This is a genomic window from Achromobacter sp. ACM02 (assembly GCF_014851605.1).
GTDB lineage: Bacteria > Pseudomonadota > Gammaproteobacteria > Burkholderiales > Burkholderiaceae_B > Achromobacter > Achromobacter aegrifaciens.
Map to the genome: position 1 here is coordinate 116772 of NZ_JACUZY010000008.1, position 11859 is coordinate 128630.

General features: G+C 65.9%; 9 protein-coding genes. All 9 read left to right on the forward strand.

Annotated features, from left to right (window positions below; genetic code table 11):
* Positions 1-29: 29 nt before the first annotated feature.
* The 9 genes from metE (at position 30) to IB258_RS30520 (ending at position 11859) form a co-directional block, all read left to right on the forward strand.
* Entirely contained in the window at positions 30-2327 is a 2298-nt protein-coding gene (metE, locus tag IB258_RS23640; RefSeq protein WP_192353282.1) for a 5-methyltetrahydropteroyltriglutamate--homocysteine S-methyltransferase, read from the forward strand.
* 230 nt (positions 2328-2557) lie between these two features.
* Positions 2558-6541: a Pls/PosA family non-ribosomal peptide synthetase gene (locus tag IB258_RS23645; protein ID WP_192353283.1), complete on the forward strand. Its 3984-nt coding sequence runs from the start codon at positions 2558-2560 to the stop codon at positions 6539-6541.
* Positions 6538-7104: a 4'-phosphopantetheinyl transferase superfamily protein gene (locus IB258_RS23650; protein ID WP_119450543.1), complete on the forward strand. Its 567-nt coding sequence runs from the start codon at positions 6538-6540 to the stop codon at positions 7102-7104. Before IB258_RS23645 ends, IB258_RS23650 begins: the two co-directional genes overlap by 4 nt.
* An 80-nt stretch (positions 7105-7184) precedes the next feature.
* A complete protein-coding gene (locus IB258_RS23655) occupies positions 7185-7787 on the forward strand; it encodes a DUF2889 domain-containing protein (RefSeq protein ID WP_054451331.1) in 603 nt (200 codons plus the stop codon).
* 10 nt (positions 7788-7797) lie between these two features.
* Positions 7798-8958, forward strand: a complete 1161-nt coding sequence (sucC, locus tag IB258_RS23660; RefSeq protein WP_054451059.1) for an ADP-forming succinate--CoA ligase subunit beta — start codon at positions 7798-7800, stop codon at positions 8956-8958.
* A 22-nt stretch (positions 8959-8980) separates the two neighbouring features.
* Positions 8981-9862 (forward strand): succinate--CoA ligase subunit alpha, encoded by an 882-nt coding sequence (sucD, locus tag IB258_RS23665; RefSeq protein WP_013392545.1) that lies wholly within the window; start codon positions 8981-8983, stop codon positions 9860-9862.
* A 357-nt stretch (positions 9863-10219) separates the two neighbouring features.
* Entirely contained in the window at positions 10220-10918 is a 699-nt protein-coding gene (locus IB258_RS23670; protein ID WP_054451060.1) for a TerC family protein, read from the forward strand.
* A gap of 112 nt (positions 10919-11030) precedes the next feature.
* Positions 11031-11750, forward strand: coding sequence for a TerC family protein (locus tag IB258_RS23675; RefSeq protein ID WP_054451061.1), 720 nt, complete (start codon positions 11031-11033; stop codon positions 11748-11750).
* A complete protein-coding gene (locus IB258_RS30520) occupies positions 11737-11859 on the forward strand; it encodes a hypothetical protein (protein ID WP_042792647.1) in 123 nt (40 codons plus the stop codon). The genes IB258_RS23675 and IB258_RS30520 overlap by 14 nt, the downstream gene beginning before the upstream one ends.

An 11859-nucleotide genomic window follows, 5' to 3' on the forward strand; every position in this document is an offset into this window, starting at 1 on the left:
GAACAAATTTTGTCTAACGGTGGTGATCCATGACTACGATTCATAATTTGGGGTTCCCCCGCATCGGCGCCCAGCGTGAACTGAAGCGCGCAGTCGAAGCTTATTGGGCCGGCAGGCAAACCGCCGAGGAACTGGAACAGACGGGCCGCGAGCTGCGCGCCAGGCACTGGAAGCTGCAGGCCGCCGCCGGCCTGAAGTTCGTGCCGGTGGGCGACTTCGCCTGGTACGACCAGATCCTGGAATGGAGCACGCTGCTGGGCGCCGTGCCTGCCCGCTTCGGCCAGCACGACAACGAACCCGTCACGCTGGACACGTTGTTCCGCATGGGCCGTGGACGCGCGCCGTCGGGCAAGCCCGCCGCCGCCTGCGAAATGACCAAGTGGTTCGATACCAACTATCACTACATCGTGCCGGAACTGGCGCCGGGCCAGACCTTCCGCATCGCCCGCGAATCGCTGTTCGAACAGGTCCAGGAGGCGCAGGCCCAGGGGTACGCCGTGAAGCCCGTGATCCCCGGCCCGCTGACCTGGCTGTACCAAGGCAAGGGCGACGCCTTTCCCGCCGGCGCCGCCGATGAGGGCAAGCTGCAACTGCTGGCCGCGCTGCTGCCGGTCTACCAGGAAGTGCTGGCGCGCTTCGCCAAGCTGGGCGTGCAGTGGGTGCAGATCGATGAACCCATCCTGGCGCTGGATCTGCCGCAAGCCTGGCGCCGCGCGTTCAAGCAGACCTACGACCAGCTGTCCTCCAGCCCGGTCAAGCTGTTGGTGGCCACCTACTTCGACGGCCTGAAGGACAACCTGCCGACCGCCCTGGGCCTGCCCGTGGCCGGCCTGCATGTGGATCTGGTCCGCGCACCCGAGCAACTGGCGGAAGTGGTTGCGGGCCTGGGCTCCGGGCAGGTGCTGTCCGCCGGCATCATCAACGGCCGCAACATCTGGCGCACCGACCTGGATTCGGCCATTGCCACGCTGACCCCGATCAAGCAGCAATTGGGCGACCGCCTGTGGCTGGCGCCGTCGTGCTCGCTGCTGCACGTGCCGGTGGACCTGGCGCATGAAACCGAGCTGGACGCGGAACTCAAGAGCTGGTTGTCGTTTGCCGCGCAGAAGCTCGAAGAACTGAGCCTGCTGGGCCGCGCCCTGGACGGCGCCACGCAAGCGGCCACGCAGGAAGGCCTGGCCAGGCAGCGCGCCGCGCTCGCCGCCCGCCGTGCTTCGACCCGCATCCACAATCCGGCCGTCGCCCAGCGCATGGCCGGCGCTGCGGCCGTGTCGCGCGATCGCGCGCCGTTTGCCGGCCGCATCGCCCGCCAGCAGGAACAGCTGGGCTTGCCCGCCTACCCGACGACGACCATCGGCTCCTTCCCGCAGACCGCGGAAATCCGCGCCTTGCGCCGCGACTGGAAGTCGGGCGCGTTGACGGACTCGGGCTACGAGACCGCCATCCGCAAGGAGATCGAGGAAGTCATCCGCTTCCAGGAAAAGGTAGGCCTGGACGTGCTGGTGCACGGCGAACCTGAGCGCAACGACATGGTGGAGTACTTCGGCGAGCTGCTGGCCGGCTTCGCCTTCACCAAGAACGGCTGGGTTCAGAGCTATGGCTCGCGCTGCGTCAAGCCGCCCGTCATTTTTGGCGACGTTGCGCGCCCGGCGCCGATGACGGTGGGCTGGTCGTCGTACGCGCAGTCGCTGACCGACAAGCCGGTCAAGGGCATGCTGACCGGGCCGGTCACCATCCTGCAATGGTCGTTCGTGCGCGACGACCAGCCGCGCGAGCAGACCTGCCGCCAATTGGCGCTGGCGCTGCGCGACGAGGTGGTGGACCTGGAAGCCGCCGGCATCAGTGTCATCCAGATCGACGAGCCCGCCATCCGCGAAGGCCTGCCGCTGCGCCGCGCCGATTGGCAGGCCTACCTGGACTGGGCCGTGGATTGCTTCCGCCTGTCGACCGCCGGCGTGCGCGACGAAACGCAGATCCACACCCACATGTGCTATTCGGAGTTCAACGACATCATCGAGTCCATCGCCGCCATGGACGCGGACGTGATCACGATCGAAACCTCGCGCTCCAACATGGAGCTGCTCAAGGCGTTCGAGGACTTCCGCTATCCGAACGATATCGGCCCCGGCGTGTACGACATCCATTCGCCGAACGTGCCCGAAGTGGACTGGATGGTCGGCCTGATGCAGAAGGCCGCGGCCCGCCTGCCCAAGGAGCGCCTGTGGGTCAATCCTGACTGCGGCCTGAAGACGCGCGCCTGGCCTGAAACCGAAGCTGCGCTGCTTGGCATGGTGCAGGCGGCCCGAGCCTTGCGCCAGGCGGCCTGAGCAAGCAGCTTGCCCTGACGCCGCCGGGATCCCAAGGGTCCGGCGCCAGCCCTGATCCGTGCATGTCGCGCGCGGAGCAGGGCATTTTCCTTGCAGCCGCAAGGTCCTTCTGATGGCTGCAAGCCACAGCCTGCGCGCAGCGTGGATGTTTTTTTTCAAACTTGCTTGAACGAAATTCCGCGGCGGGGGTCAATACGCAAAAATCCCATTGCTGGATCCTTGTCGTTCCTATGATTCTCCAAGGCCCCTGTCGGCCCGACCTGCTGCTCGCAGAGACGCTGCCCGACATTCTGGAAGCCACGATCCGCCGGCATCCCGCCGCCGTCGCCATTCATTGGCTGGATCACACTCTCACCTACGACATGCTCGGCCAGCGCGCCGATCTGGCCGCGCATCATCTGATGCAGGCCGGCGTGCGGCCTGGCGATATCGTGGGCCTGTGCCTGCCGCGCGGCGCCGACCTGCTGGTGATGCAGGCGGCCATCGCGAAGGCGGGCGCGGCCTGGCTGCCGTTCGAGTCCGACACGCCGGTGGACCGCATGCTGGTCTGCCTGCAGGACGCGGGCGCTCGCGGGCTGATCGCGGGCGCCGAGGTCCGGCTGGACGGCATGGCCACCTGGACCACCTGGGCCTTGTCGGAGCCGGTCGAAGGCGCTTTGCGCAGGCGGGAAGGGCTGCTGCCCGAGCATCCCGCCTACGTCATCTACACCTCGGGCTCCACCGGCAAGCCCAAGGGCGTGCCTGTCAGCCATGCCAGCATCTGCCACTTCCTGCGCAGCGAAAACGCGGTGCTGGGCGTGCGCCACGAAGACAAGGTCTACCAGGGCTTCTCGGTAGCCTTCGACATGTCGTTCGAAGAGATCTGGATCAGCTATCTGGTCGGCGCGTCCCTGTGGGTGGCGCCCAAGATGCTGACCACGGACCCCGAAGGCCTGCCGGACGCGCTGGTGCGGGAAGGCATTACCGTGTTGCACGCCGTGCCGACCTTGCTGGCGCTGTTCGCGCGCGACGTGCCCGGATTGCGCATCGTCAACCTGGGCGGCGAGGTCTGTCCGGACTTCCTGGTGCCGCGCTGGGCCACGCCCGGCCGGCGCCTGTTCAATACCTACGGCCCCACCGAGACCACGGTGTCCGCCAGCCTGGCCGAACTGCTGCCCGGCCAGCCCGTGACCATAGGCACGCCGCTGCCCAACTACGGCATGCTGGTGCGCGGCGAGGATGGCGCGGTGCTGCCGCAAGGGCAGGTGGGCGAGCTGTGCATCACAGGCCCCGGCGTGGCTGGCGGCTATCTGGGCAGGCCCGAGCTGACGGCCGAGAAATTCCTGGCCAATCCGCGTCCGGCCGGCGATCACGACACGCGCATGTACCGCAGCGGCGACCTGGCGCGCATCGACGAGCACGGGCAGATCCACTGCCTGGGCCGCAGCGACGACCAGGTCAAGGTGCGGGGGTTCCGGGTCGAACTCGGGGAAATCGAGGCCGCGCTTTACCGCCTGCCGGGCGTGGGCGCGGCCGCCGTGGTGCTGCGCGATCTCGCGGGCATCGAGCAGCTGGTGGCTTTCCTCAAGCCCGAGGGCGAGGCGCGGCTGGACCCGCATGGGATGCGCGCCGCGCTGGGCGCGGACCTGCCCGCCTACATGATTCCGGCGCGCTTCGAACTGGTGGCCGATGTTCCCCGTTTGACCTCGGGCAAGATCGACCGCAAGGCGCTGAAGGCGCGCGAACTGGTGGCCGTGTCCGAGCCCGGCGGCGAAGACGACGAACCCGTCACGCCGGGCGAGCGGGCCTTGTTCGACGCCTTGCGTCCGCTGTTCCCGGGACAGCCGCTGCGGCTGGCCAGCGACTTCTTCCGCGACCTGGGCGGCCATTCGCTGCTGGCCGCGCGCCTGGTGTCGTCGCTGCGCAAGCATCCGCATTTTTCCGCGCTGACCATGCACGAGCTTTACCAGCATCCTGTGCTGGCGACGCTTGCGGCCCGGCTGGACGCGCTGGCTTCGGCCGAAGGCGACGCGGCCCGAGCGGCGGGCGTCGCCGGCATTGGCGCCGATCCCGCGCCCGCGCCCGAGTGGCGCCGCTGGACCTGCGGCCTGGCGCAGTTGGCGGCCTTGCCGCTGCTGATCGGCGTACGCATGCTGATCTGGCTGACGCCGTTCTTCACGTATCACTATTGGACGGGCGACGAAGGCGACTCCGTCTGGCGTGCGGTGGTCCTGTCCATCGCCAGCTATCTGGCCTGCAATCTGTTGAGCTTCGGCGTGGCCGTGGCCTGCAAGTGGGGCATTCTTGGCCGGCTCAAGCCCGGCAGCTATCCGATGTACGGCTGGCTGTTCTACCGCTGGTGGCTGGTGGACCGGGTGATGGACATTCCGCCCGCGCATCTGCTTGCGGGATCCCCGTTGCAGGTCTGGTACCTGCGGGCGCTGGGCGCGCGCATCGGTCGCGACGCTGCCATCAGCCGGGTGTCCGTGCGTGCGCCCGATCTGCTGTCGGTGGGCAGCGGCGTGAGCATCGGCGCGGCGGTCAACCTGGAGAATTTCTCGGTGCGCGGCGGCGAGTGGACGGTGGCGCCGATCACGTTGGCGGACAACACCTACATCGGTTCCTATTCGGTGCTGCAAGGCGACGTGGGGATGGGCGAGGGCGCACGGCTGGACGGACTGTCTGCGCTGGCGCAGGGCGCCCGCGTGCCTGCGGGCCAGATCTGGAGCGGGGCGCCAGCGCGCCACGATCCGCAGGCCCGCGCTCCCGAATTGCCGCCGCGGCCGCAACGCCACGGCATCTGGAGCCGGCTCGACTGCATGGCCTATGCGGCCGGCGGTACGCTGATCGCCGCGCTGTTCTTCATGCCGGTGTTCCCGAGCTTTGTGCTGATCGACTGGATCGACGCGCGCTGGCTGGACCTGATGGGCGCGCGAGTGCCCTGGCCTCAAGCCTTCCTGAGCTATCTGCTGCTGGCCTTGCCTGCCAGCGCATTGCTGTTGATGCTGACGGTGCTGGTATCGGCGTTGCTGCGATGGACGCTGTTGCCGCGTCTGGCCAGCGGCCGCTGGCCTGTATACGGCCAGATCTACCTGCGGCGCTGGTTGACGAACCAGATCCAGGAATCGAGCCTGAGCGTGCTGCACGGCCTGTACGCGTCGATCTACGCGGGCAACTGGTATCGCCTGCTGGGCGCGAAGGTCGGGCGCGGCACCGAAATTTCCACCGCCATGGGCGTGGTGCCCGACATGCTGACCCTCGGCCGAGACAGCTTCATCGCCGACGGCGTCATGCTGGGCGACGAGGAAATCGACGCCGGCTGGATGACCTTGCGGCCCACCGTCATCGGCAACCGCAGCTTCGTCGGCAACGGCGCCTATGTGCCGGACGGCTCGGTACTGCCCGACGACGTCCTGATCGGCGTGCAGAGCCGCGCGCCGGCCAATGCCCGCATGGCCAGCGGCCAGACCTGGCTGGGCAATCCGCCGCTGGCGCTGCCGGCGCGCGAACAGACCGCGGGCTTTCCGGCGCACCTGACCTTCCGCCCCAGCCTGGGGCGCAAGATCCTGCGCGGCGGCGTCGAGGGCATGCGCATGGTCCTGCCGCTGGCCGTGGTGATCGCGGTGGGCTATCTGACCGTGATGAAAGTCATCCCCATGGCCGCCCGCGAAGGCTTTGTCTCCGCTTTCGACGAGCTGATGCTGGCCGGCGTGTTGTACGGCGTCGGCGCGTTCCTGTTCCTGGTGGCGCTGAAATGGGCCTTGATCGGCCGCTACAAGCCGCGCGCCGAACCCATGTGGACGCCGTTCGTCTGGAAGAGCGAAGCGGTCACCAGCCTGTATGAATCCATAGCGGTGCCCAACTTCTTCAACTTCCTGCGGGCCACGCCCTGGCTGCCGCTGGCCCTGCGCTGCATGGGCGCCCGCATCGGCAAGCGCGTCTTCATGGACACCACCGACATCACCGAGTACGACTGCGTGTCGATCGGCGACGACGCGGTGCTGCACGCCTGGTCCGGGCCGCAGACCCATCTGTTCGAAGACCGCGTGATGAAGATCGGCATGGTCCGCATCGGCGATGCCGTCAACGTCGGGCCGCGCAGCACCATCCTGTATGACACCCGGGTCGAAGCGGGCGCGCGCCTGGGGCCGCTGACGCTGGTGCTCAAGGGCGAGGCCATTCCGGCGGGCCAGGCCTGGATCGGCAGTCCGGCCACGCCTTGGGAGCAGCGGTGACCGGACCCCGGAGGCTGACCGGGGAGGGCGCCCCGGTCGAATTGTGGCTGCTGCACCTGCCTGCCTCCCGCCACAGGCAACGGGAGGCAGCCCGGAATTGGCTGGCCACGGAATTGGCGCGGCGCGATCCGCAAGCCGCGCCCGGCTGGACGGAAACGTCCAAGGGTCCGCAAATGCCCGCAGGCGCGCGCTGGAACAGTTCCTTCTCTTACTATGGCCCCTATATTCTCTGCGGCCTGTCCCGGCTGGGCCTGCCGGGCGTGGACCTGACCGGCGCGCAGGCCTGGGCGGGCGATGCGGACGTGATCCGCCTCTATTGCGGCCCGCAGGCCGCCGCCGAACTGGCCGCCAGTCCGCCGGCCGCCCGGGCGGACGCCTTCGCCCGCGCCTGGAGCGCGCTGGAGGCGCGCCTGAAAGCCTGCCGGCGGGGACTGGAGGAATACTCCCCCGAGCGCGAGCGGCACCTGGCCGCTGCCCGCATCACCTGCCAGCTCCGGCACCAGGGCCTATGGGCGGCAGCCGCACTCTGCGGCGGCGCGTCAGGCGCCAGTCAGGGGGCTTGATCGCAGGCCGCCTGCGCTATACTTTGAAGGTTTTGTTGCCGCGCACCATGCGCAGGCATCTCGCCCCGCAGGCCCCCAGCATGCCCTTGCCACCGCCGGACTATCCTCGCCAACCATTGCACACGCGTTCCATACGCGTGCAGTCGTATGCGCGCGAAGACGGGCACTGGGACCTGGAAGCCGAGCTGATCGACGTCAAGGCGTACGATTTCCCCAAGCGCGACGGCGAGATGTTCAAGGCCGGACAACCCATCCACCACATGCATCTGCGCATCACCATCGACGAGAACTTCTCGATCGTGGCGGCGCAGGCCGTCTATGACGCCGCTCCCTACGGCGAGCATTGCATGGCCATCGAACCGGCTTACACTGATCTGATCGGAATGAACCTGCTCAAGGGGTTCCGCCGGCAGGTCAAGGAGCGGTTCGGGCACGTGGAGGGCTGTACGCACATGACCGAACTGTCGCAGGTGCTACCCACCGCGGCGGTGCAGACCATGGCCAACCGCCGGCGGCAGGAAAACAACCCGAACCGGCGTCCATTCCAACTGGACGGCTGCCACGCGCTAAGCACCAGCGGCCCGGTGGTGGCTGAGCACTATCCCAAGTGGTACACCGGGGGTAGCGCTGAGGCATCGGCCGATTCGTCCTCCGATTCACCTTCTTTTTCTCATACGTCCTGACAGGTAACACATGAAAATCCACGAGTATCAAGGCAAGGAACTGCTGAAGCAATTTGGCGTCCCCGTGCCGCGCGGGATTCCCGCTCTTTCCGTCGACGAGGCCGTGGCTGCCGCTGAAAAGCTGGGTGGACCGGTTTGGGTCGTCAAGGCACAAATTCACGCGGGCGGCCGCGGCAAGGGCGGCGGCGTGAAGCTGGCGCGCTCGCTGGACGACGTCCGCAAGCTGGCCTCGGAAATCCTGGGCATGCAGCTGATCACGCACCAGACCGGCCCGGAAGGCCAGAAGGTCCGCCGCCTGTACATCGAAGACGGCGCCGACATCCAGAAGGAATACTACGTGTCGCTGGTCACCGACCGCGCCACCCAGAAGGTTGCCTTCATCGCCTCCAGCGAAGGCGGCATGGACATCGAGGAAGTGGCCCACTCCACTCCCGAGAAGATCATCACCGAATACATCGACCCGCTGACCGGCCTGTCGGCCGAGCAAGCCACCAAGATCGCCAACGCGATCGGCCTGCCCGCTGACTCCACCGCCCAGGCCGTGGACGTGTTCCAGAAGCTCTACAAGTGCTACATGGACACCGACGCCTCCCTGGTCGAAATCAATCCGCTGAACCGCGACAGCAAGGGCAACATCATCGCCCTGGACGCCAAGTTCAACTTCGACTCCAACGCCCTGTTCCGTCACCCGGAAATCGTCGCCTACCGCGACCTGGACGAAGAAGATCCGGCTGAAATCGAAGCCAGCAAGTTCGACCTGGCCTACATCCAGCTCGACGGCAACATCGGCTGCCTGGTGAACGGCGCCGGCCTGGCCATGGCCACCATGGACACCATCAAGCTGTTCGGCGGCGAGCCGGCCAACTTCCTGGACGTCGGCGGCGGCGCCACGGCCGAGAAGGTCACGGAAGCCTTCAAGATCATGCTCAAGAACAAGGGCGTGAAGGCCATCCTGGTCAACATCTTCGGCGGCATCATGCGCTGCGACGTCATCGCCGAAGGCGTGATCGCTGCTTGCAAGGCCGTCAACCTGAACGTGCCGCTGGTCGTCCGCATGAAGGGCACCAACGAAGAACTCGGCAAGAAGATGCTGGCTGACTCCGGTCTGCCGATCATCAGCGCCGACACGATGGCCGAAGCCGCCACCCGCGTCGTAGCCGCCGTCAAGTAAAGAAAAATCCAAGGATTCACAAATGTCGATTCTGATCAACAAGGACACCAAGGTCATCACCCAGGGCATCACGGGCAAGACGGGCCAGTTCCACACCCGCATGTGCCGTGAGTACGCCAATGGCAAGGCCGCTTTCGTGGCCGGCGTGAACCCCAAGAAGGCGGGTGAAGACTTCGAAGGCGTGCCGATCTTCGCTTCGGTGAAGGACGCCAAGGCTGACACCGGCGCCACCGTGTCCGTCATTTACGTGCCGCCCGCGGGCGCCGCTGCCGCCATCTGGGAAGCCGTCGAGGCCGAACTGGATCTGGTGATCTGCATCACCGAAGGCATCCCGGTCCGTGACATGCTGGAAGTCAAGAACCGCATGAAGGCCAAGGGCAGCAAGACCCTGCTGCTGGGCCCGAACTGCCCGGGTCTGATCACCCCCGACGAAATCAAGATCGGCATCATGCCCGGTCACATCCACCGCAAGGGCCGCATCGGCATCGTCAGCCGTTCGGGCACCCTGACGTACGAAGCCGTGGCGCAAGTCACCGAGCTGGGCCTGGGTCAATCCAGCGCCGTCGGCATCGGTGGCGACCCCATCAACGGCCTGAAGCACGTCGACGTGCTGAAGATGTTCAATGACGATCCCGACACCGACGCCGTCATCATGATCGGCGAAATCGGCGGACCCGACGAAGTCAACGCTGCCGAGTGGGCCAAGGACAACATGAAGAAGCCGGTCGTCGGCTTCATCGCTGGTGTCACCGCTCCTCCCGGAAAGCGCATGGGCCACGCCGGCGCGCTGATCTCCGGCGGCGCCGACACTGCCGACGCCAAGCTGGAAGTCATGGAAGCCTGCGGCATCCGCACCACGCGCAACCCGTCCGAAATGGGCAAGCTGCTCAAGTCGGTGCTGTAAAAAGCGCCTGGCCGCGCGTCCGGACGCTGCTTGCGTCCGGCGCCCGCGGCCTGCTGGCGGAAGTCCCGCTTCCGGCGTCAAACCCCTGGCTCCCGGCAACTGGCATCCGCCAATCGAAGCCCGCTCCGGCGGGCTTTTTTTCGTCTTTTTTTCCGTAATCCTAGGGAAATCCCGCGTCCACGTCGCGGCCTGGCAAACATACGGAAAGCTGAACGAAACTATAATGAAAGAAATTCTGCACGTACCCAGCAAGAATGCCGTCGGGCTCGCACCAAGACGGCCAGTACGTTTTTTTTCGTCTTATTTCACCCATTCATTTGGTTTGTCCTAGGGGGATCACACCTAGGAAAGAGAGGCATGGAACTCAGTTCAGCGGCATTCTGGATAGCATTGCTCCAGATCATTTGGGTCAACATTCTGCTATCGGGCGACAACGCCGTGGTTATTGCGCTGGCGGCGCGTTCGCTGCCTCCGGCCCAACAGAAAAAAGCGATCGTGGTCGGCTCCGCCGCGGCGATCATCATGCGTATCGTGCTGACGCTGGTAGCGGCCAAGCTGCTCCTGCTGCCCTGGCTCAAGCTCATCGGCGCGCTGCTCCTGGTCTATATCGGCGTGACGCTGCTGTTGCCCGAGGGCGAGGAAGACGGAGCCGGCAAGACGCAAGGCAATCTGCTGACCGCAATCCGCACTATCATGATTGCCGACCTGGTCATGAGCCTGGACAATGTGGTGGCCGTTGCCGCCGCCGCCATGGGCGACACGACCTTGCTGGTGTTGGGTCTGGCCATCAGTATTCCGCTGGTCATCTTTGGCAGTACGCTGCTCCTGAAGGTCATCGAGCGCTTCCCGGTCATCGTCTGGGTGGGGGCGGCGCTGCTGGGTTTCATCGCGGGCGAACTGCTGGTGGGCGATCCGGCCTTGCAGGAACCGGTGGCGCGCATCGACGCTGCCCTGGGCGTGACGCAGCACAGTTTTGCGCTGATGACAGGCGCGTTGGGCGCGGTGCTGGTGCTGGCTATCGGCAAAGTTTTGCTGATGCGCCAGAAAGCTGACTGAAAGCTGAATTATACTAATACGTTGTACTGAATAAGCCCGCCGCGTCGCGCGCGGCGGGCTTTGCCGGACCGGGACCGGCCACTCTTTTCATAAATGCCTTCGGGGGTTCATAGTGCTTGAGTTTTTCCAGACGCTGAGTTGGACAGCGGTATTCCAGATCATCCTCATCGACATCCTGCTCGGCGGCGACAACGCCGTCGTGATCGCGCTGGCCTGCCGCAATCTGGCGCCCAAGCAGCGCATGCAAGGTATTCTGTGGGGTACCGCGGGCGCCATCATCCTGCGCGTGGTCCTGATCGCCTTCGCCCTGACGCTGTTGTCGATCCCCTTCCTGAAGGTCGTGGGCGGCCTGCTGCTGGTCTGGATCGGCGTCAAGCTGCTGATTCCCGAGGACGATGCCCATGGCAACATCAAGGGCGGCACATCCATCGCCGCCGCGATCAAGACCATCATCATCGCCGACTTCGTGATGAGCCTGGACAACGTGATCGCCATTGCCGGCGCGGCCCAGAACGCCCACGCCGACCACCAGATCGGCCTGGTCGCGTTCGGCCTGATCGTCAGCGTGCCCATCATCATCTGGGGCAGCACCCTGGTGCTCAAGCTCATCGACCGCTATCCGCTGGTCGTCACCTTCGGCGCGGCCTTGCTGGGCTGGATCGCCGGCGGCATGTTGATCACCGACGTGGTTGTCGAGCGTCAATTCGGCGTGCAGCCCACTGCGGTTAAAATCGGCGCAGAAATCATTGGCGCCTTGCTCGTTGTTGTCCTTGGACGGTGGCTGGCAAGCCGCAAAACCGCTTCCAAGGAATCAGCACATGAGTCTGCGTAGATCCACCGATCCCCAGCAATCCGAATCGGGCCTGAGCCTCCTTCAGGGCCTTTTCGTGCTGGCCATCCTCGGGGTGGTCGCGACGGTCATCGTCTCCAATTTCGTTTGA

Coding starts and splice junctions, on each gene's coding strand:
- metE (WP_192353282.1), top strand. CDS start 30: ATGACTACGATTCATAATTTGGGGTTCCCCCGCATCGGCGCCCAGCGT.
- IB258_RS23655 (WP_054451331.1), top strand. CDS start 7,185: ATGCCCTTGCCACCGCCGGACTATCCTCGCCAACCATTGCACACGCGT.
- IB258_RS23670 (WP_054451060.1), top strand. CDS start 10,220: ATGGAACTCAGTTCAGCGGCATTCTGGATAGCATTGCTCCAGATCATT.
- sucD (WP_013392545.1), top strand. CDS start 8,981: ATGTCGATTCTGATCAACAAGGACACCAAGGTCATCACCCAGGGCATC.
- IB258_RS30520 (WP_042792647.1), top strand. CDS start 11,737: ATGAGTCTGCGTAGATCCACCGATCCCCAGCAATCCGAATCGGGCCTG.
- IB258_RS23645 (WP_192353283.1), top strand. CDS start 2,558: ATGATTCTCCAAGGCCCCTGTCGGCCCGACCTGCTGCTCGCAGAGACG.
- sucC (WP_054451059.1), top strand. CDS start 7,798: ATGAAAATCCACGAGTATCAAGGCAAGGAACTGCTGAAGCAATTTGGC.